Source organism: Acetobacter thailandicus, from assembly GCF_011516655.1.
GTDB lineage: Bacteria > Pseudomonadota > Alphaproteobacteria > Acetobacterales > Acetobacteraceae > Acetobacter > Acetobacter thailandicus.
The window spans coordinates 1-24,799 of record NZ_WOSV01000009.1 but is presented as its reverse complement, the minus strand read 5'-3'; the positions used below and the strand labels follow the sequence as shown (position 1 = coordinate 24,799).

At 50.3% G+C, this 24,799-nt stretch carries 20 protein-coding genes, 1 tRNA gene and 1 riboswitch; of the genes, 15 read left to right on the top strand and 6 right to left on the bottom strand.

Features of this window, described 5'->3' with window-relative positions:
- Nucleotides 1–28: 28 nt before the first annotated feature.
- Nucleotides 29–2,188, top strand: coding sequence for a polyribonucleotide nucleotidyltransferase (gene pnp / locus GOB58_RS10865; RefSeq protein ID WP_173560203.1), 2,160 nt, complete (start codon nucleotides 29–31; stop codon nucleotides 2,186–2,188).
- A gap of 61 nt (nucleotides 2,189–2,249) precedes the next feature.
- Nucleotides 2,250–3,668 carry an NAD(P)H-dependent flavin oxidoreductase gene (locus GOB58_RS10860; protein WP_173560202.1) on the top strand — a complete coding sequence of 473 codons (1,419 nt, stop codon included), beginning with the start codon at nucleotides 2,250–2,252 and terminating at the stop codon, nucleotides 3,666–3,668.
- 71 nt (nucleotides 3,669–3,739) lie between these two features.
- Here the strand turns inward: GOB58_RS10860 and GOB58_RS10855 are convergent, their stop codons facing one another.
- Nucleotides 3,740–3,925, bottom strand: a complete 186-nt coding sequence (locus GOB58_RS10855; protein ID WP_086553945.1) for a YqaE/Pmp3 family membrane protein — start codon at nucleotides 3,923–3,925, stop codon at nucleotides 3,740–3,742.
- Between the two features lie 325 nt (nucleotides 3,926–4,250).
- Between GOB58_RS10855 and gyrA the strand changes: the two genes are divergently transcribed.
- The 10 genes from gyrA to gcvP all read left to right on the top strand — a co-directional run bounded on the left by gyrA (nucleotide 4,251) and on the right by gcvP (nucleotide 17,658).
- Nucleotides 4,251–7,004: a DNA gyrase subunit A gene (gene gyrA / locus GOB58_RS10850; RefSeq protein WP_407651759.1), complete on the top strand. Its 2,754-nt coding sequence runs from the start codon at nucleotides 4,251–4,253 to the stop codon at nucleotides 7,002–7,004.
- Nucleotides 7,001–7,540, top strand: a complete 540-nt coding sequence (coaD, locus tag GOB58_RS10845; RefSeq protein WP_086553947.1) for a pantetheine-phosphate adenylyltransferase — start codon at nucleotides 7,001–7,003, stop codon at nucleotides 7,538–7,540. Before gyrA ends, coaD begins: the two co-directional genes overlap by 4 nt.
- Before the next feature lie 28 nt (nucleotides 7,541–7,568).
- Complete coding sequence (locus GOB58_RS10840; RefSeq protein ID WP_086553948.1) at nucleotides 7,569–8,060, top strand: peptidylprolyl isomerase; 492 nt, start codon at nucleotides 7,569–7,571, stop codon at nucleotides 8,058–8,060.
- A gap of 189 nt (nucleotides 8,061–8,249) precedes the next feature.
- Nucleotides 8,250–8,325 (top strand) — tRNA-Lys (locus GOB58_RS10835).
- Nucleotides 8,326–8,812: 487 nt separating this feature from the next.
- On the top strand, nucleotides 8,813–11,131 hold the full coding sequence (locus GOB58_RS10830) for a tetratricopeptide repeat protein (RefSeq protein WP_173560200.1): 2,319 nt from the start codon (nucleotides 8,813–8,815) through the stop codon (nucleotides 11,129–11,131).
- 142 nt (nucleotides 11,132–11,273) lie between these two features.
- Entirely contained in the window at nucleotides 11,274–11,741 is a 468-nt protein-coding gene (speD, locus tag GOB58_RS10825) for an adenosylmethionine decarboxylase (RefSeq protein ID WP_086553950.1), read from the top strand.
- 99 nt (nucleotides 11,742–11,840) lie between these two features.
- Nucleotides 11,841–12,722: a polyamine aminopropyltransferase gene (gene speE, locus GOB58_RS10820; RefSeq protein WP_086636185.1), complete on the top strand. Its 882-nt coding sequence runs from the start codon at nucleotides 11,841–11,843 to the stop codon at nucleotides 12,720–12,722.
- 43 nt (nucleotides 12,723–12,765) lie between these two features.
- Nucleotides 12,766–12,854, top strand: a riboswitch (glycine riboswitch).
- A 177-nt stretch (nucleotides 12,855–13,031) separates the two neighbouring features.
- Nucleotides 13,032–14,165, top strand: a complete 1,134-nt coding sequence (gene gcvT / locus GOB58_RS10815) for a glycine cleavage system aminomethyltransferase GcvT (RefSeq protein WP_173560199.1) — start codon at nucleotides 13,032–13,034, stop codon at nucleotides 14,163–14,165.
- A 50-nt stretch (nucleotides 14,166–14,215) separates the two neighbouring features.
- Complete coding sequence (gcvH, locus tag GOB58_RS10810; RefSeq protein WP_173560198.1) at nucleotides 14,216–14,581, top strand: glycine cleavage system protein GcvH; 366 nt, start codon at nucleotides 14,216–14,218, stop codon at nucleotides 14,579–14,581.
- Nucleotides 14,582–14,835: 254 nt separating this feature from the next.
- Entirely contained in the window at nucleotides 14,836–17,658 is a 2,823-nt protein-coding gene (gene gcvP, locus GOB58_RS10805) for an aminomethyl-transferring glycine dehydrogenase (protein WP_242005320.1), read from the top strand.
- Nucleotides 17,659–17,716: 58 nt separating this feature from the next.
- Here the strand turns inward: gcvP and GOB58_RS10800 are convergent, their stop codons facing one another.
- The 5 genes from GOB58_RS10800 to GOB58_RS10780 form a co-directional block, all read right to left on the bottom strand.
- Complete coding sequence (locus GOB58_RS10800; protein WP_173560196.1) at nucleotides 17,717–18,658, bottom strand: alpha/beta fold hydrolase; 942 nt, start codon at nucleotides 18,656–18,658, stop codon at nucleotides 17,717–17,719.
- A 134-nt stretch (nucleotides 18,659–18,792) separates the two neighbouring features.
- Nucleotides 18,793–19,635: a CHAP domain-containing protein gene (locus GOB58_RS10795; protein ID WP_143295988.1), complete on the bottom strand. Its 843-nt coding sequence runs from the start codon at nucleotides 19,633–19,635 to the stop codon at nucleotides 18,793–18,795.
- 324 nt (nucleotides 19,636–19,959) lie between these two features.
- Nucleotides 19,960–20,310: a RidA family protein gene (locus tag GOB58_RS10790; protein ID WP_086553955.1), complete on the bottom strand. Its 351-nt coding sequence runs from the start codon at nucleotides 20,308–20,310 to the stop codon at nucleotides 19,960–19,962.
- A gap of 113 nt (nucleotides 20,311–20,423) precedes the next feature.
- Nucleotides 20,424–21,038 carry a nucleotidyltransferase family protein gene (locus GOB58_RS10785; protein WP_173560195.1) on the bottom strand — a complete coding sequence of 205 codons (615 nt, stop codon included), beginning with the start codon at nucleotides 21,036–21,038 and terminating at the stop codon, nucleotides 20,424–20,426.
- Nucleotides 21,038–22,132, bottom strand: coding sequence for an XdhC family protein (locus GOB58_RS10780; protein WP_173560194.1), 1,095 nt, complete (start codon nucleotides 22,130–22,132; stop codon nucleotides 21,038–21,040). Before GOB58_RS10780 ends, GOB58_RS10785 begins: the two co-directional genes overlap by 1 nt.
- Nucleotides 22,133–22,347: 215 nt before the next feature.
- Between GOB58_RS10780 and GOB58_RS10775 the strand changes: the two genes are divergently transcribed.
- From GOB58_RS10775 to GOB58_RS10765, 3 genes are all read left to right on the top strand, one after another.
- Nucleotides 22,348–23,022 carry an MBL fold metallo-hydrolase gene (locus tag GOB58_RS10775; RefSeq protein WP_265793208.1) on the top strand — a complete coding sequence of 225 codons (675 nt, stop codon included), beginning with the start codon at nucleotides 22,348–22,350 and terminating at the stop codon, nucleotides 23,020–23,022.
- A gap of 8 nt (nucleotides 23,023–23,030) precedes the next feature.
- Entirely contained in the window at nucleotides 23,031–23,555 is a 525-nt protein-coding gene (locus GOB58_RS10770; protein ID WP_173560193.1) for a DUF192 domain-containing protein, read from the top strand.
- Nucleotides 23,556–23,635: 80 nt separating this feature from the next.
- Entirely contained in the window at nucleotides 23,636–24,601 is a 966-nt protein-coding gene (locus GOB58_RS10765; RefSeq protein WP_173560192.1) for an NAD-dependent epimerase/dehydratase family protein, read from the top strand.
- Nucleotides 24,602–24,799: the final 198 nt, after the last annotated feature.

Here is a 24,799-nt window from a genome sequence, read left to right as displayed (position 1 = left end):
ATGGTACTGAAAACGAAAGCAGAGCTGAATGAGCATTGATTTTAAATATTTTCGTAAAGAAATTGAGTGGGGCGGTCGCCCTCTGATTCTTGAAACCGGCAAAATTGCCCGGCAGGCTGATGGTGCAGTTGTCGTAACCTACGGCGAGACTGTTGTACTGTGTACTGCTGTTGGGGCAAAATCAGTTAAAGCCGGTCAGGACTTCTTTCCTCTGACTGTTAATTATCAGGAAAAAGCCTATGCTGCGGGCAAAATTCCTGGTGGTTTCTTTAAGCGTGAAGGTCGTCCGTCAGAGAATGAAACTCTGGTTTCCCGCCTTATTGACCGTCCGATCCGTCCGCTGTTCCCTGAAAACTTCCGTAATGAAGTGCAGGTCATTGCGACTGTTCTCACGCATGATATGGAAAATGACCCTTCCATCGCTGCGCTGATCGGCTGCTCAGCAGCACTCACATTGTCTGGTATTCCGTTCTTCGGGCCGGTTGCTGGTGCACGCGTTGCATATAAAGATGGTGCATTCCTGCTCAACCCTACTCTTGAGCAGATGAAAGATACCGATCTTGATCTCGTTGTTGCAGGTACAGCCGACGGCGTTCTGATGGTAGAATCAGAAGCTTCTGAACTGTCTGAAGAAGTAATGCTTGAAGCCGTTACTTTTGGCCATAAAGCGTTCCAGCCAGTGCTTGATGCAATTATTTCTCTGGCTGAGCATGCTGCAAAAGCACCGTGGGATCTGCCTGAAGAATCAAAAGAAGCGCAGAAACTGCGTACGCGTGTTGATAAAGTAGGTCGTAAGCTTTTTGCTGAAGCTTATAAAGAAAAGCAAAAGCAGGCGCGTTATGAGAAAATTGGTGCAGCGAAAGAAGCAATTCTTGAGAAGCTGACAGCTGAAGATCTCGATGTTGACGCCGCTAAACCAATGCTTAAAGACCTTGAGGCTGACGTTGTACGTACCGCTGTGCTGAAAACAGGCCTGCGTATTGACGGCCGCGACCTGGTGACTGTGCGTCCGATCGTTTCAGAAGTTGGTATTCTGCCACGCGCTCACGGTTCTTCTCTGTTTACCCGCGGTGAAACTCAGGCTCTGGTTGTAACCACGCTTGGTACAGCTCAGGATGAGCAGGTGATTGACGCACTTGAAGGCGAATATCGCACAAACTTCCTGCTGCATTATAACTTCCCTCCATACTCTGTTGGTGAGTGTGGTCGCGTTGGCTCTCCTGGTCGTCGTGAAATCGGGCATGGTAAGCTGGCATGGCGTGCACTGCATCCACTGCTGCCAACACGTAAAGAATTCCCTTATACGCTGCGTGTTGTTTCTGAGATCACAGAAAGCAATGGTTCTTCTTCCATGGCTACAGTGTGTGGCAGCTCGCTGGCTCTGATGGATGCCGGTGTGCCGCTGAAGCGCCCTGTTGCTGGTATTGCTATGGGTCTGATTAAAGAAGGCAAAAATTTTGCTGTTCTGTCAGACATTCTGGGTGATGAAGATCATCTTGGCGATATGGACTTTAAAGTGGCCGGAACTGATCAGGGTGTTACAGCTCTGCAGATGGACATTAAAATCACCTCAATCACACCTGAGATCATGAAGATCGCTCTTGAACAGGCTCGTGATGGCAGAATGCATATTCTGGGTGAAATGAGCCGCGCACTGACAGAAGGCCGTTCAGGCGTTTCTACCACAGCACCAAAAATCACCACTATGAGCGTTCCACGCGAAAAAATTCGTGATGTGATTGGTTCCGGTGGTAAAGTTATTCGTGAGATTGTTGAATATTCGGGTGCGAAGGTCGATATCGGAGATGATGGTACTATTACTATCGCTGCGATGTCTGAAGAGCAGGCGAATAAAGCGATTGAGCGTATTAATGGTATTGTCGCTGAGCCGGAAATTGGTCGTATTTATGATGGTAAAGTCGTAAAGACAGCTGATTTCGGAGCTTTTGTAAACTTCCTTGGTGCACGGGACGGGTTAGTGCATATCTCTGAGCTGACACAGGGTCGTGTGGGTAAAACCACCGATGTTGTTAAGCAGGGAGATGCTGTGAAGGTAAAAGTGATCGGGTTTGATGACCGCGGTAAAGTTAAGCTTTCGATGCGTGTTGTTAATCAGGAGACCGGTGCTGATATTACAGACATCGCAGGCGAAAAGCCTGGTCGTGCGCCGCGCCGGGATGCTGAATAAACCTCTTCTCTGAGGTTTGGTAGCAGCTGATCCTGACAGACATAACGACGATAGGATAAGAATGAAGTCGATCAATGCAGTTCGTATAGGTGGAGCTGAAATTTTGCCACTGATTGAAGGTGGTAAAGGTGTTTCAGTTTCTACCGGAGCTTCGGCCGGGGCCTGGGCTGCGGCCGGCGGTGCGGGTACGATTTCACTTGTGAACGCAGATAGTTATGATGAAGAGGGGAATATTATTCCCCAGATTTACCATGGCCGCACCCGGCGTGAACGTCATGAAGAGCTGATAGAATATGCTGTTCGTGGCGGTATTGCGCAGGCACGTATTGCTCACGAGATGGCAGGTGGAAAAGGACGTATCCACGCAAACATCCTGTGGGAAATGGGTGGGGCGGAGCATGTTATAGAAGGTGTTCTGTCAGGCGCTAAAGGTCTCATTCATGGTGTGACCTGTGGTGCGGGCATGCCCTATCGTTTGTCAGAGATCGCTGCACAGCATGGGGTGTACTACTACCCCATCGTGTCATCTGCACGCGCATTTAATGCGTTATGGAAGCGCTCTTACAGCAAAGCTTCAGACATGCTGGGTGGCGTTGTGTATGAAGATCCCTGGCGTGCCGGCGGGCATAACGGGCTTTCTAATACTGAAAACCCACTTAGCCCGGAAGAACCATACCAGCGTGTAGCTGCCCTGCGTAAGCTTATGCGTAGTTTTGGCCTTGATCATGTGCCGGTTATCATGGCTGGCGGGGTATGGTGGTTAGAAGAGTGGCAGGACTGGATTGATAACCCTGAGCTGGGGCCTGTTGTCTTCCAGTTTGGTACGCGTCCGCTTCTGACCCAGGAAAGCCCGATTCCTGATGCGTGGAAAAAACGGTTGCTCACTCTTAAAAAGGGTGACGTTTATCTTAATCGTTTTTCTCCGACAGGATTTTACTCCTCAGCGGTTAATAACAGCTTCCTGCAGGATCTGAGAGCACGTTCAGAACGTCAGGTTAGTATTTCGTCTGAGCAGACTGACGTTTATAATACGGCTTATGGTATTGGTGCGCGCAGGCGTGAGATTTTTGTCTCAGCAGAAGATGCCGCCCGTATGCAGAGCTGGGAACAGCAGGGCTTTACAGAGGCACTGCGTACCCCGGATTCAACACTTGTCTTTGTGACACCTGACCAGGCGCGTGAGATTGTTGCTGATCAGGTTGCCTGTATGGGTTGTCTGTCTGAATGTAAATTCTCAAACTGGAGCCAGCGCGGGCCTTCTTATTCTACAGGCCGTAAAGCTGATCCGCGTTCTTTCTGTATTCAGAAAACATTGCAAAATGCGGCCCATGCATCAGTAGCTGATGGTCCTGCTGTTATGGATCATAATCTGATGTTTGGTGGTACAAATGCCTGGCGTTTTGGCTCAGATCCATTTTATGAAAATGGTTTTGTGCCAACAGTCCAGCAGCTCGTTGACAGAATTGTCAGCGGGAGATGATGGTTTCTGATATATAAATGTTAAAAAAGCAGCCTGTCAGGGCTGCTTTTTTTATATCACCTTATTGCAGGTCATCGACCCAGGCGAGCAAGTTTCTGGTCTGTTTCATACTGATTCAGAGCATAAACGGCCCAGATTGCTGCCGGCACCCAGCCGATGATGGTCAGATGCAAAATGAGGCAGATGATTCCTGCAAATGGGCGTTTGATTGTGAAAAATAACAGCCATGGCAGGATAAGAGCTATAAGGAGACGCATAGTGTGTTTTCTCGCTGGTTTGTAAAAATGAGCCAACGTTCCGTAGCATACAGTGCTTCTTTCTCGGTGTAGAGGAAAAAACAGAAAACAAATGCCTGCCCTAGGTTCGGGCATAATTTTGTGCTAAAAATTGTCCATTGCCTGTCAGGTGTTTAAGCAGGCGCCCGGCCTTGCCTGGCGAATTGCCTGATATGTATTTACTTCAGGCGTACCTGGCTGCTCGGGTACGCGGCATGACAGAACGGATGAAACCTTGACCGATACCCCTGATCACCCGGGATCACCCGAGCCTTCTGCTCTCTTGCCAGTCACGATTGAGGAGGAAATGCGCTCCTCCTACCTCGCTTATGCGATGTCGGTAATTGTGAGCCGCGCACTTCCTGATGTGCGAGATGGCCTTAAGCCTGTGCACCGTCGTATTCTCTACGCGATGCATGAGAGTGGCTTTACCCATGATAAGCCTTACCGTAAGTCTGCCCGTGCAGTGGGTGAGGTTATGGGTAAATATCACCCGCATGGAGACTCCTCTATTTATGATGCCATGGTGCGTATGGCGCAGTCATGGTCGATGCGTGTCCGGCTGATTGACGGGCAGGGGAATTTTGGTTCGGTTGATGGCGACAGCCCGGCCGCTATGCGTTACACCGAAGCGCGTCTTGCCCGTGCTTCAACATTTCTGCTTGAAGATATTGACCGTGATACGGTTGATTTTCAGCCAAACTATGATGAAAGCGAGCAGGAACCAACAGTTCTGCCAGCGGCTTTCCCGAACCTGCTGATTAATGGTGCGACGGGTATTGCTGTTGGTATGGCAACCAATATTCCGCCTCATAATCCGGCTGAAGTTATTGATGCGACCCTTGCGCTGATCACTAATCCGGCTATGGAGCTGGAAGAGCTGATGACCTACATCCCCGGTCCTGACTTCCCGACCGGTGGTATTATTCTCGGGCGCTCTGGTATTCGTAACGCCTTTGCGACCGGACGCGGCGCTGTGATTATCCGTGCCCGTGCGGAGATTGAAGAAATTCGGAAAGATCGTAAAGCGATCATTATTACCGAAATCCCGTATCAGGTGAATAAGGCTACCCTGCAGGAGCGTATTGCAGAGCTTGTACGCAATAAGCAGGTTGAGGGTGTGGCAGATATCCGCGATGAATCTGACCGTTCAGGTATGCGCGTGGTTATCGAGGTGAAGCGTGATGCGACCCCTGAGGTTGTGCTGAATCAGCTCTATCGTTTCACGCAGCTTCAGACCTCTTTTGGCGTGAATATGCTCGCGCTTGATGGTGGTCAGCCGCGCCTGATGGGCCTGAAAGATGTTCTCACAGCTTTTATTGCTTTCCGCGAAGAAGTTATTCTGCGTCGTTCGCGCTTTGAGCTGAATAAAGCACGTGATCGCGGGCATATTCTGGTTGGCCTGGTGATTGCGGTTGCCAATATTGATGCGGTTATCGCTCTGATTCGTGGTGCGCCCGATGCAGCTGCGGCCCGTGCTGCTCTGATGGAGGCCCGGTGGGATGCCAGTGAAGTGGCTCCGCTACTTGAGCTGATTCATGATGATGGCAACCAGATTGTTGACGGTAAAGTCTGGCTGACAGAGGCTCAGGCACGCGGCATTCTTGAGCTGCGTCTGCAGCGTCTTACAGGCCTTGAACGTGAAAGAATTCAGAAAGAGCTTTCTGATGTGGCCATTCGCATTAACGAGCTGCTCGAGATTATCGGCAGCCACGTGCGTCGTATGGAAGTCCTTCACGATGAGCTGATGCTGGCCCGGGCTGAAGTGGCAACACCGCGTGCAACCGAAATTTCTGACTATGCAGGTGATCAGGATGATGAAAGTCTGATTGAGCCTGGTCAGATGGTTGTAACGATCACGCGTGATGGCTTTATTAAACGTACACCGCTTGACGTCTTCCGTGCGCAAAACCGTGGTGGCCGTGGCCGTACCGGTGCTGGCACACGTGGTGACGATATTGTTGTGCGTTCGTTTAACGCTCATACACATCAGTGGGTTATGTTCTTCTCATCGGGAGGAAAAGCCTATCGTGAGAAGGTCTGGCGTTTGCCGGAAGCCAGCCCCACAGCCAAAGGCCGTGCGCTGGTTAACCTGTTGCCTGACCTTGGTACTGATACGATTACGGCCGTACTGCCTTTGCCGCATGACGAGGAGCTGTGGGAAGCCCTGCACCTTGTTTTTGCAACAGCGAGTGGTGGTGTACGCCGTAACCGTCTTAGCGATTTCCGTAATATTCGTGTCTCCGGCCTGATTGCTATGAAGCTGGATGAGGGAGACAGCCTGATTGGTGTTGCAACCTGTCGCGAAGGGCAGGATGTCTTCCTGGCGACCCGTAATGCACGTTGCATCCGTTTCCAGATTACGGATGAAACTGTACGCGTATTTGCCGGTCGCGGCTCTTCAGGCGTACGCGGTATTAAGCTGGGTAAAAATGACAGGGTTATCAGTCTTTCAGTGCTGAATCATGTCGAGGCATCGGTTGAAGAACGTTCGGCTTATCTGCGTATGGCGAATGCGAAACGCCGTGCTGAGAATGCAGCTGAACTGACTGATGAGGAGGATGCAGACCTTGTCGTTCAGGATAAAGAGGAGGAAGAGGAAGGTTCTCAGTCTCTGAACCTTCTCACGCCAGAGCGGTTTGCCGAGCTGGAAGAGGCGGAAGAAATTTTGCTGACCGTGAGCGATGGTGGTTTTGGTCGTCGTTCTTCAGCTTACGATTACCGTGTTAGCGGTCGTGGAGGTCAGGGTTTCACGAATATGACCTTCTCGGCGAACAAGCGCGGGAGCGAAGTGGCAGCAACACTGCAGGTGCTTAACGGCACAGACGTGATGCTCGTGACAGATGCAGGACGTTTAATTCGTGTGCCGGTTGATCAGGTACGCGTTATGGCGCGTCAGGCCAGTGGTGTGACATTGTTCCGTCTCAATGAGAATGAGCGTGTTACCAGTGTGTTCCCCGTGATTGATGATGGTAATGAGGAAAGCGAGAGTTCTGACGAAGCCTCCTCTGCCCCGGTGTCTTCGGCTCCGGACTCTGATGCCGCAGGGCAGGAAGGGTGACAACGACTCTGGCGCGGCGTACCGGCTTTTATGCCGGTACGTTTGACCCGGTAACAGCCGGCCATTTTGACGTTATTACCCGTGCTGCGCGACTTGTTGATAAGCTGATTATTGGTGTTGCAGAAAATACTCGTAAAAACCCGCTTATGCCCCTGGCCGACCGGTTAGACTGTATGGAGCAGGTGATTCTTCCGGTTGTTGAGCAGACGGAGTGCGATATTCGCGTTGTTTCGTTCGATTGCTTGCTGGTTGATGCGGTGAAGCAGCATGGAGCTTCTGTTATTATTCGCGGGCTGCGGGCACTGACTGACTTTGACTATGAGATTCAGATGACAGGGGTTAATCGTCGTCTGGATTCGTCAATTGAGACAGTTTTTCTTATGGCGTCTGAGCGAACTCAGTTTATCTCATCAAGTTTTACAAAAGAGGTTGCGCGTTATGGGGGTGATATTTCGCATTTTGTGACCCCATATACGCAGGAGCGTCTGCTGGCCTGTTTACAGGCGAGTAAGGCAAAACAAGCAAAAGATCGTTAAGTGCTCAAAGCGGTCTGAGGAAAAAAGAATGTCATCTGACTCTGATAAAAACAAACTCTATATGGACGTACCTGCCGGTCGCGTTGTTATCCAGCTCCGCTCTGATCTGGCGCCTCTGGCTGCTGAGCGTCTGCTGACTCTTTCAGAGCAGGGCTTTTACGACAATGTCCCGTTCCATCGTGTTATTCCTGGCTTTATGGCCCAGGGTGGTGACCCTACAGGTACTGGTATGGGCGGGAGTGATCTGCCTGACCTGAAAGCAGAGTTTACGAACGAAGCTAAGTTCCTGCGTGGTACAGTGGGCATGGCACGTTCGGCGAATCCAAATAGCGCGAACAGTCAGTTCTTCATTATGTTTGAACCTTCTCCACACCTTGATGGTGATTACACGATCGTTGGAGAAGTTATCGAAGGTATGGAGTTTATTGATAAAATCAAGCCTGGTAGTGGCATGTCCGGTCAGGTGAAAGACCCGGATCGTATTACGAAGATGCGTGCGTCCTCCTCTGACGCTGCCTGATTTTATATAAAAAAGGGAAGGTGCCATATCTGTGGTGCCTTCCCTTTTTTTGTTCCTGGTGCAATTTTTTCATTTAATTCTGTTAAAAATGCCCCAGGCGCCTTGACGGGGGGGCATGATGCGTTTAGACAGCGTTTCAACGAAACACACCGCCTTCTCAGAGGGTTAAAAAGTGTTTCTCTTTGGTGAGAGCCGGTAGCTCAGTTGGTAGAGCATTCGACTTTTAATCGAATGGTCGAGGGTTCGAGTCCCTCCCGGCTCACCATTATCCCCCATCTATAAAAAAATATTTTCCACAAAAAGCAAGATAATTTTTCATCGTGAAAAAACGGCAGTTTTACTGGATTTTTTCTTTTTTATTCATGTTTAAGCAGAAAAATTAAAGAGTTTATGCACACAGTTATCCACAGATAATATGTTGTGTGGATGCATCTGTCACATATGGGATGAATTTACGTTTTCGGACCTCTGTTTGTCTGAATATGTGTTTTCTGTATAATCTTATGTGTTCAGTTAGTAATTGCAGAACATGATAAAAATATTCTTTAAAATAGTATGAAATGGCCTTTTTATCCTGCTATTATAATAACATCGAAAGTGGTAATGGACCCGTAAAACATGGGTAATACGTTCCTGCATAATATATTTGCATGGAATTTCTGAAATTTTTTAAATTATTATGACCTGAAAGAATTAAGAGTTCTGTGCGATATTTTTATAAAACAGGATTAGCCGCAGCTGCGGTTATTGCGGTGTCGTCTATAAGTGATGCGGCTGTAGCACAGGGAGTCGACGGTCTGCATAAATTACCCCCTGTGGCAGTGATGCAGGAGACACTGACGCAAAAACCGAATGATTCTTTTATTCTGATCCCATGTGATGATCAGACAGGTCTTGCAGCATTCTGGTCTGGTGATGATTTTATTATTGTGGCTGATCGCATCGGGCTGAGTCTGGATGGTATCAGGAAAATCTCAGGGCCTTTTACTGATCAGAGTATTGTCACTCTTGATCATGCTACGCTGATCCGGTTCCATTTGCCTTCCCATCCTGAGCTGAGCATACGACGCGATTCGAGAGGCTGGCAGCTTGTCGCCGGGCATGCCTCTTCAAAATCCGGGCTGATGCCGGTTGTAAGGCCTGGTGCGCTTGAGTTCCCTCTGGCGCAGCCTGGTCATGTGGTTTCTTTTCCTGACCCTGCTACAGGTGCCCGGTTGTTGTTGATGACATCAAAAGCGGCATCTGGTGGCGTGACAGTTCCCTTCAGCGGTCCTGGTTATCGCGTGCGTGCCTCTCTTGAAGGCGTGGTGGTAATTGCTGATGCTGACTGCCTTATTTTTTCTCTCTCACATGCAGGGGGTGTTTTATCTTCTGCTCAGTCAACGCGCCTCCCGGTCGGGGGAGCTCTCGTCTTTCACGCTAATAACACCGCGCAGAACCAGGATTTAATTTTCCAGGGGCTGCAGAATACGACACCTCAGAATTTGAAGAATCGTCAGAAGGAAGCTGTCGATAAAGCAGGGCAGAGTTCAGGTCAGGAGAAGCCCTCCTTATTGTTTGATGCCGTACGAGCCGCTCTGGCTGCGGGGGATCTTCCAGCTGCACAGGAGCTGCTATCACAGGCTCAGAAAAGCGGTGCCGAAGCAGTTATAAATTCGCCGCAAAACCTTGCCCTGAGTGGTGTTGTGGCTCTGTTAAGCGGGAAAATAAAAGACGCAGAAATTCTGGCGGACACCAGGTGGATCGGGATGCCGGATATGACTCTCTGGCGTGCTTTTTATGGCCTGCAGGCTGGTAAAAAAAGCTGGGAAACCTTACCCGACCTCGCAGATAATATCAGTAAAATTAAACAATATCCTGACACTTTACGCGATCTGATTTTGCCTTCCGTGGCGGCAGCTATAATACGATATGGTACTAATGGCGAAGTAAAACAGCTTGGTAATCTGCCTGATACGCCGGTGTATGCTCTGGCACGCGGGCTGATACTCATGCGTGAGAAGAAAGGCGATGCTGCCCGGGTTATCTTCGATCAGATGGCGTCTTCCTCTTCCGGGGGAGTGGCTTCTGTCGGGCATGTCATGCAAATCAGGTTACGGCAGGTGCTGGGGCACGCTTATCCTGATGAAATTGTGCAGGATTATATCAGTCTTCAGAAAGATGAAGATGAAGCAGGAATCGCACCGGCATCATCGCGGCAGATTTTATATCTGGGGCTTTCTTCTGCCCTGATGCAGCTCAGGCAGTACAGATCAGCAATGATGATGCTTTCGTTTCTGTTGCCCGGACCTGAGATTCCGCAGGATATACTTGAGCAGGCGTATCGCGAGCTCATCAGAAAAATGATTTTTGAGAAGCTTGATCTGATTAAACATACAACAAAGCTTACCTCTGCGCAGAAAAATCAGATTTCTGATACAGTTGCACTGTCAGGGCAGAATTTACCTTTTTTGACTGACGGGCCAGAAAAAGCAGAGATACTGATGGGGTATGGTCAGTTACTGATGGCGCTTGATAATGTTTCGCGAGCGCAGCATATTTTCAGTCAGGCGATGGTACTGTTCCCAGCACCTGAACAGCGTAGTCAGGCGAAAGAACTGATGGCACGCGCTGCTCTGCTTCAGGGGATGACAGATGAGGCTGGTCAGTTGCTGGAGAGCATGCCGGCTCAGTTCCTTTCTCCGGCTCTGGCAGCCCGTAAAACGTATGATCTGGCCCTGCTGGCAAAAAAGAAAGGCAAAGCAGATCAGGCTCTGGCTCTGCTTGCTCATGATGAAACAGATGAGGGGCTTGATTTGCGTGGTCAGCTGTATGAGGCCAGCTATCAGTGGCCTGATGCCGTGCTGGTTATCGGTCGTCTGGCGACTCGGAAGTTACCTCAGTCAGGGGCATTGACTGATGCGCAGCAAAGTCTGGCGGCGCGTCTTACGGCTGATGCTGTCTCAGCACATGATACAGATACCCTGCAGCGTCTTAAAAATTTCCTTTCCGGGCGGACCATGGGGCATGAGGCGGATCTCCTTCTCGAACGCCAGTTTAAAGGTGCAATGATTCGCCCGCCATCACACTGATATATTTTAATTTTTTATTTATTTTTGTGAAATATTAAAAAAACACTTGCGCCAGGGAGGCATAAGGACCTAGTTACGGGGCCTCTTGGCCCAAGGGGGCAATTCAGCCCAACAGGCTATCTACTGGTTTAGGGGTACGTCAATGAACGCACTTGCTCAACTGGGGATGGTCTCGGAACTCCCGAGCGATAACCAGACAGCTACTCTTCCCGCATCGTTTGACGAAGATCGTAAAGATTATTTCGTTGAAAGGGATGGCGAAAAATTTGCAGGCACGCATCTGCTTATTGATCTTTGGGATGCTACCAATCTCGATGACCCGGCACAGATCGATCGTACATTGTGCGAAGCCGCTGTTGCTGCGGGTGCAACTATTCTGCACAGTCACTTTCATCACTTCACGCCCAATGGTGGTGTGTCAGGTGTGATCGTTCTGGCAGAGAGCCACATCTCTATCCACACATGGCCTGAGCGTAACTTCGCCGCTGTGGATATTTTTATGTGTGGTGTTTGTGACCCGCATCTGGCTATTCCTGTGATGCAGCGTCTCTTCCAGGCAAAACGTATTGAAGTGGATGAGCAGCGTCGCGGTCGCGTTACTGTTAAGTAAGCACAGTCACTTTCTTTTTTCTGATAGTCTGCCCGAAGCCGGGACATGCCAGAAAGTGGCGCGTCCTGGCTTCGTTTTTATGAACCGGGTATAAAATACATGACACAGCAATGGATAGAAGAAACCCTGTACGATAACTGGGGTCAGCGTTTTCGCGTGGTTAAAGAACTGGCCCGCGTAAAAAGTGACTTTCAGGATATCGTTGTTTTCGAGAGTGATTCTCACGGGCGCGTTCTTCTGCTTGATGGCGTTGTGCAGATTACTGAGCGTGATGAGTTTGTTTATCAGGAAATGCTGACACACGTGCCACTGTTTACCCATGCTGAGCCACGTCGTGTTCTGATCATCGGTGCGGGTGATGGCGGTGTGCTGCGTCGTGTGCTTGAACACCCAGGTGTTGAAAAAGCAGTCATGGTTGAGATTGATGGCAGCGTTATTGAGCTTTCAAAGAAATATCTGCCAGGTATTGCCGGTGATGCATGGAACAACCCGCGCGCTGAAGTAATTGTGGGTGATGGCATTGACTATGTGAAGCGTGCTGCTGATGGCTCGTTCGATGTGATCATTGTTGACAGCACTGACCCTATTGGTGTTGGCGAAGTTCTGTTTACTGACGAATTCTACGAAAACTGTGCCCGTATCCTTTCAGCCGAGGGGCTGATTGTAAATCAGTGCGGTGTGCCGTTCATGCAGGCTGATGAGCTGCATGAAACCAGTGCGCGTCGTGCACAGTTCTTCCCTCATGTATCAGCTTATGTTGCTGCTGTGCCGACTTATGTCGGTGGCTTTATGACACTTGGTATTGCTTCAAAAGGCAAAAACCCTGCGCAGCAGAATGCAGAGGAAGTGCGGGCTCGCGCAGTTCAGGCTGGCATTGCGGGTAAAACGGATTACTGGACACCTGAAATTCATGTTGGTGCGTTTAATCTGCCACCTTACATTGCGCGCCACCTGCCAGGTGCTGACAAAAAGGTAAAGTAAGCAGGTCACGATTGACTTGTTAGCGTAATGATGTCACCAGTTTAGCTGCACAGAGGGAGAGACCGGCTGTAAGGCCGGCGCCGAAGGAGCAACCGCCCCGGAAACTCTCAGGCAAAAGGACCCTGTGCAGTAAACTTCTGAAGAGAGGTGTTAACTCACCCGCCGACGGGATAGCGATCTCAGGCAAAAAGACAGAAGGGGCAGTGGACGGTATTATCCTGATCCGGAGCCCCGTGAGTTGTTTTTCTGTCTGTTTTCAGAGTTAACAATGTGCAGGGTTGCCGTGTCTTTTGTCATAAGGCAGCGTGCATGAGCACAGATTCTCTTCTCCATACTCCTCTTTATAATTTGCATGTGGATGCTGGCGGCAAAATGGTTCCCTTCGCAGGGTACGCAATGCCTTTGCAGTATGCTGACGGTATTATGGCTGAGCATCGTCACACACGGCAGCATGCCGGGTTGTTTGATGTGTCTCACATGGGGCAGGTGCGTCTGCGCGCACGCTCTGGCGATGTTGATACGGCCGCCCTGGCCCTTGAGCGCCTCGTGCCGGCAGATATTCTCGCACTTAAAAACGGGCGGCAGCGTTATACCCAGTTTACAACGCAGACAGGCGGCATGTTCGACGATCTGATGGTCACCCGCCTTGATGATGAACTGCTTCTTGTAGTGAATGCCGCCTGTAAAGAGGCCGATATTGCCCGCCTGACAGCGGAGCTGACAGAGTGTGTGACGGAGCCATTGTCAGACCGCTCGCTTCTTGCTCTTCAGGGGCCTGAAGCAGAGCTGGTGCTGGCTGCTCTGGTACCTGACGTTAAAGATATGGTATTTATGGATGTACGGGCTTTTGATGTTGATGGCGCGCCCTGCATTATCTCCCGCTCAGGCTACACGGGGGAGGACGGATTTGAAATTTCTGTTCCCTCTTCTGATGTTGAGCGTGTTGCCCGTAAACTGCTTGAGCACCCTTCAGTGAAGCTCATCGGCCTCGGTGCACGTGACAGCCTGCGTCTTGAAGGTGGTCTGTGCCTGTATGGTGTTGATATTGATGAGACAACAACACTGGTTGAAGCTTCTCTTGAGTGGTCGGTTCAGAAGTCACGTCGTGCAGGTGGTAAACGTGAAGGCGGTTTCCCTGGTGCTGATATTATTCTCAGGCAGCTTGAACAGGGTGTAGGCCGCCGTCGTGTTGGCCTGAGCCCTGAGGGGCGGGCGCCTGTACGTCATGGCACAAAGCTGTATGCGGATGAAGCATTAACACAGCAGGTCGGACACATTGCATCTGGCGCTTTTGGTCCCACTGTCGGGGCACCTGTTGCGATGGGTTATGTCGATAGTGCTTATACCGCGTTGAAGACATCTCTTTTTGCAGAGCTGCGCGGTCGTGCTGTGCCTGTCACCGTTGCGGCTCTGCCATTTGTGCCAGCTGGTTTTAAGCGCTGAGCACCGGTTTTTTCTGATTTTTTATTCTGATTATTAAGGAAAAGTCTGACATGACGTTATATTTCACAAAAGAGCATGAATGGCTGCGTGTAGATGGCGATTCAGCTGTTGTTGGTATTACCCGCCACGCGGCTGATGAGCTTGGTGAACTGGTGTTCGTTGAAGTGCACCAGACCGGAACTGTCGCCAGTGCTGGCGATGCTGTGGCTGTTGTTGAATCCGTTAAGGCTGCGTCAGACATTTACGCACCTGTTGATGGCGAAATCCTTGAAGGCAATGCTGCGCTTTCTGATGACCCTGCACGTGTCAGCTCTGACCCGGAGGGCGAAGGCTGGATCCTGAAACTGCGTATCAGCAATCCGGAGCAGCTTTCTGCCCTGATGGATGCCGACGCGTACGCTGCTTTTATTGGTTAAGCTACGTTTTTACAGCTTCTGCTTCTGTGAGGCAGCAAACAGAGGCTGTAAGGCTTTTTTATTCTGATTGCGGGCCGACAGTCTGCAAAAACGCGCTGTTTGCCTGAATGTTTCGTCTGAACTGCTGTGTCAGTTTTATTTTTCAGGATCACCCCTGCATGCTCACCCCTGATTCTGCATCAGATCGTTGTTCTGCTTCTCCGGTAGCAGGCTTGTCAGTTTTTGATGGCCTTAAACCTGCGGCAGGTTCTTTTATGCCGCGTCATATTGGTCCTTCGGCCGATGATGTTGCTGTTATGCTTAAAACAGTTGGAGCCTCTTCGCTTGATGAGCTGATGAAGCAGACTGTGCCTGATGAGATTCGCCTGTCAGCCCCGATGGGGATTGGCGAAGGCTGGACGGAAGAGGAAGTTCTGGCCCATTTGCGCAGACTGGCCAGCCAGAACCAGGTGATGACGTCTCTCATCGGTCAGGGTTATTACGGCACGGTTCTGCCTGCTGTCATCCAGCGTAACATTCTTGAAAACCCGGCCTGGTACACAGCTTATACGCCCTATCAGCCTGAAATCAGTCAGGGGCGTCTTGAAGCTCTTCTCAATTTTCAGACGATGATTACCGAGCTGACAGGGCTGGATATTGCCAACGCGTCATTGCTTGATGAAGCAACAGCTGCAGCTGAGGCTATGTCTCTTGCGCACCGTGTTGCAAGGTCAAAAGCTTCTGCGTTCTTTGTCGATGCTGAGTGTCATCCGCAGACACTGACTGTTTTAAAAACCCGTGCAGAGCCCCTCGGTATTACCATTGTTGTGGGTAACCCTGCTACAGACCTTGTTGCCTCTGATATTTTTGGTGCTCTTTTTCAGTATCCTGGTACATCTGGTGTCCTGAAAGACCTGCGTCCGTTTGCTGATGCTGTGCATCAGGCTGGTGGTATTGTTGCCGTCGCTGCTGACCTGCTGGCTTTAACGCTGCTGACCTCGCCTGGTGAACTGGGAGCCGATATTGCTGTCGGCTCAAGCCAGCGTTTTGGTGTGCCTATGGGGTTTGGTGGTCCGCACGCGGCTTATATTGCTGTGCGTGATGCCCATAAGCGTAACCTGCCCGGTCGTCTTGTCGGTGTGTCGGTGGATAGTGCCGGTAACCCGGCCTATCGCCTGGCTCTTCAGACACGTGAGCAGCATATTCGTCGTGAAAAAGCGACTTCGAATATCTGCACAGCACAGGTGCTTCTGGCCATTATTGCCGGTATGTATGGTGTCTATCATGGCCCTGAAGGGCTGAAGGCAATTGCCCGTCGTGTACATGGTCTGACAGCAACTCTGGCAGCAGGTCTTAAGGCACTTGGGGCGACGGTTGAAACGTCTCACTTCTTTGACACGATTACCGTTCAGGCTGGCGCTGCTGCGCAGGATATTCTGGTCAAAGCACGTGCTGCGGGCATCAATCTGCGTGATGCAGGCGGGGGACGTCTTGGTATCAGCCTTGATGAGACCACGACTGCTGAGATTGTGTATGCGGTCTGGACAGTCTTTGAGAAAACTGCCGGACAGGTTGAGAGCATGGCACGGGGGCTCAGCGCAGCAGGTTCTGCTCTGCCGGATACGCTGAACCGTACATCTGCTTTTATGACGCAGCCTGTGTTTCGCTCCTGTCAGTCTGAGACTGATATGCTGCGCTATCTGCGCCGTCTGGCCGATAAAGACCTGGCGCTTGACCGTACTATGATCCCTCTTGGTTCGTGTACAATGAAGCTGAATGCTACGGTCGAAATGCTGCCGATCACATGGCCTGGTTTTAGTGCCATTCATCCGTTTGCTCCGGCTGAGCAGACTACAGGCTATCAGGCACTGTTTGATGATCTTGAGCGCTGGCTGTGTGCTGTCAGCGGATATGATGCAGTCTCATTCCAGCCGAACTCAGGTGCGCAGGGTGAGTATGCTGGTCTGCTGGCCATTAGCGCATATCATCGTCATCGCGGACAGGAGAATCGTAATATCTGCCTCATTCCGGCATCTGCTCATGGTACTAACCCGGCATCAGCCCAGATGGCTGGCATGAAAGTCGTTGTGGTTAAGTGTGATGCCGGCGGCAATATCGATCTGGCTGATATGCGTGAGAAAGTTCAGGTACACGCCGCTGATCTCTCCGTTTTCATGATTACCTATCCTTCTACGCATGGTGTTTTTGAACAGAACATCCGCGAGATCTGTGACCTGGTGCATGAAGCAGGCGGACAGGTGTATGTCGATGGCGCCAATATGAATGCGCAGGTTGGCCTGGCACGCCCCGGTGATTATGGCGGTGATGTCAGCCATTTTAACCTGCATAAAACATTCTGTATTCCGCATGGTGGCGGTGGCCCAGGCATGGGGCCAATTGGCGTAAAAGCACATCTGAAGGACTTTCTGCCAGGTAACCCGGCAGCGACTGAGACCTCGCTGGCAGTGAGTGCCGCACCATTTGGTTCTGCATCTATTCTGCCAATTTCATGGGCTTATATCCGTCTGATGGGGGATGCAGGTCTGACACGGGCAACGCAGGTTGCTGTGCTGAATGCTAACTATATCGTCAGCCGTTTGTCAGAAGTTTATCCGGTGCTTTATCGCGGGTCTCATAACCGTGTGGCGCACGAATGTATTCTTGATCTTCGTCCGATCAAAGATCAGACGGGCGTGAGCGTTGATGATATTGCCAAGCGGCTGGTCGATTATGGCTTTCATGCGCCAACAGTCAGTTTTCCTGTTGCGGGTACCTTTATGATCGAACCAACCGAATCGGAAGGGAAAGCAGAGCTCGATCGCTTTTGTGACGCAATGCTGGGTATCAGAGCAGAAATTGGTGCGGTTGAAGCGGGCAGACTGAGCGCTGAGCAGTCAGCTCTCCGTCATGCACCGCATACGTCTGATGTCGTAACGGCAGACGAGTGGGATCGTGCCTATCCACGCAGGCAAGGGGCCTTCCCGGAGGGTGTCGCGTTTACAACAAAATACTGGCCGCCTGTCGGGCGTATTGATAACGCTCATGGTGACCGTAACCTGGTGTGCACCTGCCCTGATATTTCGGAGTATATGGAATAATACCAGGAAGTTATTATCAGTAACGGAGGGGCCTTATGGCCCCTTTTTTATGGGTATTTTATCTGAGAAAATCTTCGATGGCCTTATGCATGGCTTCGGGCTGATCGAACATAATCAGATGACGCGAATTATCGATACGCACCAGCGTGACATCAGGCATATTTTTGTAACCGGCTTTGAAAATTGTCTCCATATAATCCCCGGCAGGTGTTTTTTGATCTGTCTTTCCGTACAGTGTCGGGTCATAGGCATAGAGAACAAGGGTTTTGACTTTGTTAGATAAAATTTGTGGGCGCAGGTCTGTTTGTGCGTCTTCATACAAAGCCTGTGCAACAATCGCGGGATCACTGGTTTGCGTATTTATCAGAACGTATTGTTGCCCTGCCGGACTTAAAGCCAGCATCTGAGCAATCTGTTTTTGGGCTTGTTTCGCCTGCTCAGGGTTTTGATGCACAATATTATCACGTGTTGCCAGAGCGATCTTTTTTGTATTTTCAACAGTCGCCTGAGGGCCATATAAATTACCATAAAAGGGTAGTGTATCGACAACTATGATTTTGGAGACATCCTGTGGGTATTGCTGAGACAGCATCAAAGCAATCAGCCCGCCGAGTGAGTGCCCGATGAGCACGGGGTGCATATGGCGGGTCGTAATGTAGTTGTGGAGCTGCTTAACAACTGAGGGTAACAGAAAGAAACGGGATGTATTGTGAGGGAATTTTTGCCCGGCGAAGCCGTTAATTTGTAGCATATGAAGGTGATAATCAGATGAAAGTCGCAGGGCTTCGTTTGCCCATATATCACGTCCTTCGCTTAGCCCTGGTATAAAAATAATATCAGGTTTTTGCGTTGTTCCTTCGTCTGTTATGGTAAAATGTGACGAAGAAAACGCAGCAGATTGCGACTGATGAGAAATATTTTCTGTATGCGCGGCAACAGGAAATGTCAGTAATAAATAATAAGCACCTAACTTCAGAATAGCGCGGGATAATTTTCGCATTTTCATGACCTTATTGTTGGCTAAGGTCAGTATAGATTTATGAAAATAATTTTAGAATTATAAAATCTTCATAACAAAAAACGCACCAGTAATAACCTGATGCGTTTAATCTGAAACTAAAATGAGTTTTTGCCTTATCTGTGGCTGGTATGTCTTACGCCTGGTCTGTGATGTATACCTGACCGAACGTGTCTGATAGCAGGTTTCTGTTTTGTCCCTGACGGGAGGTTCTGGTCATTGCTGACAGTATCTGATGTGGCTGAGTGCAGACCGTCAACAGGCTGAGCATTTTCCGGAGCCTCAGCAAGCTGGGTAGCCAGGTTCGGGTTATTCTGTATTTTCTTCGCCCAGGCCATCATAACGGCACTGCGTGCATTTTCAGGATTCTGGTGGTGCTGAGGCGCTGAGGTGTTGTGATTGTCGTGCCCGTAAATGAAGCCATATGTCGGGTAAATTGAACCAAAACTACCGGAATGATTGTTCAGTGCAACGCGAACAGCTGACCAGTCATTGTTGGGTGAAACATCAATAACGGGTGTATTGTGAGCAATGCCGTTCTGCGCCCAGTGTGACTGATCGACCATAATAGTACGGCTGTTAATGATCTGTCGTACAACAGCAACATGTCCCAGAGGCATGCGGCGTATCGGGCGGAAGTTTAGTACACCACCTTCGCGGGGTGCTGAGCCACGCTCATAAACTCCGGCGGCTTTGTACCACCAGTCCCGTGCATTACCGCGAATAACAACATCAGATGCAGTTTTTGCGTAGGCAACACACTGAATAACGTGGCCACCACCTGCATAGTGATGTCTGCGGGCATGGCTGTAATGCAGAGAAGCTCTGTTTATTCTGTGATGATTTGTAACAGAATGAGAGACTCTCTTAGCCCATGCAGGCTGCAGGGTGGCAGATAAGGACAGCAGAGAAACAGCGGCTACTTTGAGTATAAGAGAGCCTGACTGTTTTTTTCGCATGTCGCCTTACCTCGTTCATATTAAATCTGTTCTTAGGTCTGTTGTCTGAAACAACTGTAAGAGGAGTTATCTGACATTCTGTGCATATCGGGCAAGCACTGAAAGCAGAGCAATAAACATGCTTTTATCGATTTGTCATAAAAAGGATAGCAAAAAATGTTTTATAGGAAAAATTTCCTATAAAATGATAAAATCTGCAAAATTATAAAAAATGAGGGTTCTTTTTTGTCGGAGCGAGCATACAGAATGACGGCCAGGATTCGTCAGGAGAGTTGCGAAATTATCACAGCTTGTGTGGCCTGACCGTCACAAAATAAGAGTGTTTTATTTAGTGGTAACCAGCATAATTTCGACCAGCATACGTGGGTCTGCCAGCACAGCCTGAACACAGGCACGTGCAGGAGCCTGATTTTCTGGCAGCCATGCTGTCCAGTGTTTGTTCAGAGCATCGCGGTCGTTAATGTCTTTGAGCCAGATCTGAGCCTGCAGCAGACGTGTGTTATCTGTTCCGTGGTGTTCAAGTAATTCATCAAGCTGTGCCAGCACATCGCGTGTCTGCCCATCAATATCCTGGCTCAGGTCACGTGCAACAACACCCTGTGTGAACACAAAACCATGATACTCTACTGCTGTAGAAAGGACAGGAGAGGGGTTTGTGCGCAGAATTCTACTCATTCTTTTATTGTACTCCGAAAAAGGCTGTGGCTAACGGGCTGGTAACGTTATGTCTGCCAGCTTCTGCCGTTATTGTTCAGACGGATCTGCCAGATGGTCAACAGATGAAATGCTTATAGTCGGGCGAATTGTTGCAGGCGTTCAGGTGTATCAAAATCAGTCAGAAGGGCAGGGTCAGATTCGATGAGATGCAGAGCTGCCCCAAGCTGCCTGAGAAGGTCGCGTCCGCCTTTATCTCCTTCTGCCTGTTTAAGGGCAGAGAACTGATCGGCGCGCCATATTACCGGGTTACCAGGGCGGCCATGCAGCAAAGGGGCCGCTGCGGGGGGCGGGGAGGGCACATGCTGCGTTGCTATTAATGTGTTGAGTAATGTTACGGGCACAAGTGGCATATCTCCCAGGCAGATCAGCGCAGAGTGTGCCTGGTATTTTTCAGCGCCTTCTATCCCGGCTCGTAAAGAGGCTGACAGGCCCAGTGCTGTATTATGTGAGACACATAATTCTATGCGGTCTGATAAAGCCGAAGCCTGCGTGACAATATTCTTTAAGTCGGGGCGTTGTGGTGGCACTACCACCACAACCCGGTCAGTTATGCTGTCCAGGGCCGTATTGATCGTACAGCCCAGCATTGTTTGCCCGGCAGCATTAGTTGCCAGAAGCTTATGGCAGGGCGCGGTGCGGCGGGAATAGCCTGCGGCCAGAATAAGCGTGATATTGAGGCGCGACATTACCAGCCTGGTGCTTCCGCCAGGGAGGCATTACGCCGTACGGCAATAATTTCCGCCAGAATCGAGATAGCAATTTCCTCAGCACCAGTCGCGCCAATGGCCAGACCAACCGGACCGTGAATGCGCTTCAGTGAATGTTCAGAAAAGCCTGCTTCATGTAGTCGTTTAATCCGGCTCGCCTGGGTTTTACGTGAGCCCAGAGCACCAATATAGAAAGCAGAGCTGCGCAGTGCGACCTCCAGTGTCGGGTCATCCAGTTTGGCATCATGTGTCAGGGTGACAATAGCTGTCATACTGTCAGGTTTTAGCTTATGCAGTACCTCATCCGGCCATTCTGTAATCAGGGTTGTGCCGGGTATAAGGCCGGGGAAGCGTTCTTCGGTCGCGAGCGGTGTCCGGGGGTCGATAACAACCGGAGCCAGCCCTGACATGCGGGCCAGCAGAGCAAGATGCTGCGCAATATGTACTGCTCCGACAATAAGAAGGCGCAAAGGCGGCGGCAGTGGCTGCACAAACCATGCCGGTGTTTTGTTTTCGCTTTCAAGGGCTTTGCTGCGTCCCTCTTTAAGGCTTTGCAGGGCCAGGCGGCTAACAGGAACAGGAATATCGGGTGTGTCCCCCCCGGCGAGCTGCTCCTCCGTCAGTAAAGTGTGGTGTAAGCCATCCATGGTTCTGATCAGAACAACGCTCTCACGCCGGTTCTGTGCAGTCTGCGCCGTGCGTAAAATGGCTTCAGGTAATCTGCCCCACGGGCAGGCGGCGTTTTTAACGGCTTCAAGTAAAACTTCGAGTTTACCACCACAGGCCAGCCCGACCTCCCATGCGCGCTCTGAGCTGACACCATAAGAGATAATACGTGGCGGGGCACCATTCATAAGTTCCTGTGCGGCGGTAATGACGTCTGTTTCAACACAGCCGCCGCTGACAGAACCCTCTATCCGACCGCTTTCGCTCATGACCATTACGCTGCCCGCTGGCCGGGGAGAGCTGCCCCATGTACCGGTGACGGTTGCAATCACAACCTTATCGCCTGCATCACACCAGTGCAGTGCATGATCAATAAGGGTTCGGGTCGGAAGGGGAGAGCTGGTCATAACGACTAATAAAACCTGACATAACAAAGACTATACTTGAGAGGAGTGTAGGCTTCTATCGAAGCATAGACCAGTGCTGTTAAAAGGAAGTTGTTTTTTCGCTCAGTTTTTATGTGCCTGCTCTCGTGATAGTATGACTTAAGGTTTTAAGTGGACTGTAGCCGTGACGTTTTGTTTTGCGTGAGCAGCGCCTGAAGAAGTAGGAGTTAAGAGACGTGCATTTCACCTTTGATGGTTTGCAGGTGCGGGTTGTTCCCGTCACCCCTTTTCGGCAAAACTGCTCTGTATTGTGGAACCCTGAGACAGCTGAGGCTGTCGTTGTTGATCCTGGCGGTGATGCAGATGTTCTGGCTCAGTTCCTGGGGCAAAATAATCTTACTGTTTCAGCGATTATTCTCACTCATGGGCACCTTGATCATGCAGGTGGTGTGGCGCCGCTGTGTCGTATTCTGGCAGAACGTCAGGGTAAAGCGCCGGTCGTTATCGGCCCTGATAAGCGCGATGAATTTCTTTTGTCCTCTATCGAGAAGCAGGCCGGACATTTTGGTCTGAGTGAGCTGGAGAATGCGACAGCTGATGAGTATAGTGAGGACGGGCAGGTGCTCGATCTGATCGGGCGTAAGCTTCATGTGCTTCATGTACCTGGCCATACGCCTGGGCATGTTGTCTTTATCGATCATGCTGCAAAAATCGTATTTGCAGGAGATACTCTCTTCAAAGGGGCAGTGGGTCGTACTGACTTTGCTTATGCTGACGAGTCCCTTCTTTTAAATTCTATTCGTGAAAAGCTGTTCTCTCTGGATGATGGCTATATCGTTGTTCCCGGGCACGGAGGGCACACCACTGTGGGTTCCGAGCGTAGCGGTAATCCTTTCTTTAATGCAGGCTGAGGCATGTGATGAGTGTTAATGTAAAAACCGGTATACGGTATGTTCTGGCAGCAGGCCTGTGTGCTGCTATGGTCACCGCAGCTCCGCTGTATGTTTCTGCACAGGAGCAGGAGCTGCCTGAGCCAGTTCAGGCACAGCCTAAACTGCCTGTTGAAAAACTGACGATCACGTCAGCCAGTGGTGAAGCACATATTTTCTCTGCTGAGATAGCCCGTACACCCAGGCAGCAGCAGGTTGGCGAAATGTTTCGTACGCATATTCCTGATAACGAGGGTATGCTTTTCGTGTGGAGCTATCCGCAACAGAGCGATATGTGGATGAAAAATACGCTTGTTCCGCTCGATATTGTTTTTATCGGTGCAGATAATCGTATTCAGGCCATCGCAGAAAATACTGTGCCTCAGAGCCTGGCGCATATCAGCAGTCATGGGCCCGCAGTGGCTACACTTGAACTGGCCGGCGGTGTTACGGCTCGCCTTGGTATTGTTGTGGGCGATAAAGTTGACGCCGCAGCTCTGAAGAAAAAGTCCTGAATAATAAGCCTGATGTATGTGGCAGTAAGTGTGGCTGATGCAGGCAGATACCATTCCAACCTGTTTGACGAGGTAGAAGCGTGACGATTCTGGTAACCGGGGCAGCCGGGTTTGTTGGGTATCATACCTGTCTGGCTCTGTTAAAAGAGGGGGCTGAGGTTATCGGTATCGATAACCTCAATGCGTATTATGACCCCCGTCTGAAGCAGAATCGTCTTGATCAGCTCAGGCAGAAAAAAAACTTCACCTTCTTCCGGATGGATTTGTGTGATCTGCTGGCAGAAAATGCCCTTTCTGATGTCAGCGCGCGCATTACCGGTATTGTGCATCTGGCTGCGCAGGCCGGCGTGCGGTACTCGGTGTGTAACCCTGAGGCTTTTGTGCATTCCAATGTGCAGGGTCATGTAGCTGTGCTCGAGTTTGCACGCAGGCTGCCCCGGCTTAAGCACCTGGTGTATGCATCTTCTTCGTCCGTTTACGGGCGCAATACGCAACTGCCTTTTCGTGAAACAGACAGAGTCGATGTTCCAGGCTCGTTTTATGCTGTGACAAAACGCAGTGGTGAACTCACTGCCGAGTCTTACTCTCATCTTTACGGCCTGCCACAGACCGGGCTGCGCTTTTTCACTATCTACGGGCCGTGGGGCCGACCTGATATGGCGTATTACAGTTTTGCCAGGGCGATGACGCTGGGTGACGAGGTAACGTTGTATGAAGGCGATAGCCTTGCACGTGACTTTACCTACATCAGTGATGCTGTTCGTGCCGTATTACTCGTGCTTGTCAGACCGCCAGCTCATGGCACAGCGCGGATTCTCAACGTTGGCAGTGATCATCCCGAATCTGTGCGGCATATGGTGCATCTGCTGGAGAAAGGACTGGGGTGTAAGGCTCACCTGAGATTGCTGCCGCGCCCGCAGGCTGATGTTGAAAAGACCTGGGCTTGCGTTGAACGCCTTCATGAACTGACCGGATGGCGCTCTGAGGTGTCATTTGAGGAAGGACTTTCGGCCTTTACGCAGTGGTTCAGAGCATATGAGGATTAATTTTGATTTTTTTTGAGGATTTTTGCTTTTTTTTGAGTGGAATTGAGTGGAATTGAGGTGTGTTTGAGTTGTTTTCACCAGGTTTTTCCTGGGTTTTTGGGTTAATTTTGGGGTGTGTTGACAGGGTTAGTATGAGGCTGTAGAAGCTGGCTCATCGAGAGCGGATGAGGCTCTGGAGGCTGAGGCTTCCGGGGTTTT

What these genes read in the sequence shown, in the direction of transcription:
- pnp (WP_173560203.1), top strand. Translation starts at nt 29, where the DNA reads ATGAGCATTGATTTTAAATATTTTCGTAAAGAAATTGAGTGGGGCGGT.
- GOB58_RS10860 (WP_173560202.1), top strand. Translation starts at nt 2,250, where the DNA reads ATGAAGTCGATCAATGCAGTTCGTATAGGTGGAGCTGAAATTTTGCCA.
- GOB58_RS10855 (WP_086553945.1), bottom strand. Translation starts at nt 3,925, where the DNA reads ATGCGTCTCCTTATAGCTCTTATCCTGCCATGGCTGTTATTTTTCACA.
- gyrA (WP_407651759.1), top strand. Translation starts at nt 4,251, where the DNA reads ATGCGCTCCTCCTACCTCGCTTATGCGATGTCGGTAATTGTGAGCCGC.
- GOB58_RS10840 (WP_086553948.1), top strand. Translation starts at nt 7,569, where the DNA reads ATGTCATCTGACTCTGATAAAAACAAACTCTATATGGACGTACCTGCC.
- speD (WP_086553950.1), top strand. Translation starts at nt 11,274, where the DNA reads ATGAACGCACTTGCTCAACTGGGGATGGTCTCGGAACTCCCGAGCGAT.
- speE (WP_086636185.1), top strand. Translation starts at nt 11,841, where the DNA reads ATGACACAGCAATGGATAGAAGAAACCCTGTACGATAACTGGGGTCAG.
- gcvT (WP_173560199.1), top strand. Translation starts at nt 13,032, where the DNA reads ATGAGCACAGATTCTCTTCTCCATACTCCTCTTTATAATTTGCATGTG.
- gcvH (WP_173560198.1), top strand. Translation starts at nt 14,216, where the DNA reads ATGACGTTATATTTCACAAAAGAGCATGAATGGCTGCGTGTAGATGGC.
- gcvP (WP_242005320.1), top strand. Translation starts at nt 14,836, where the DNA reads ATGCCGCGTCATATTGGTCCTTCGGCCGATGATGTTGCTGTTATGCTT.
- GOB58_RS10800 (WP_173560196.1), bottom strand. Translation starts at nt 18,658, where the DNA reads ATGCGAAAATTATCCCGCGCTATTCTGAAGTTAGGTGCTTATTATTTA.
- GOB58_RS10795 (WP_143295988.1), bottom strand. Translation starts at nt 19,635, where the DNA reads ATGCGAAAAAAACAGTCAGGCTCTCTTATACTCAAAGTAGCCGCTGTT.
- GOB58_RS10790 (WP_086553955.1), bottom strand. Translation starts at nt 20,310, where the DNA reads ATGAGTAGAATTCTGCGCACAAACCCCTCTCCTGTCCTTTCTACAGCA.
- GOB58_RS10785 (WP_173560195.1), bottom strand. Translation starts at nt 21,038, where the DNA reads ATGTCGCGCCTCAATATCACGCTTATTCTGGCCGCAGGCTATTCCCGC.
- GOB58_RS10780 (WP_173560194.1), bottom strand. Translation starts at nt 22,132, where the DNA reads ATGACCAGCTCTCCCCTTCCGACCCGAACCCTTATTGATCATGCACTG.
- GOB58_RS10770 (WP_173560193.1), top strand. Translation starts at nt 23,031, where the DNA reads ATGAGTGTTAATGTAAAAACCGGTATACGGTATGTTCTGGCAGCAGGC.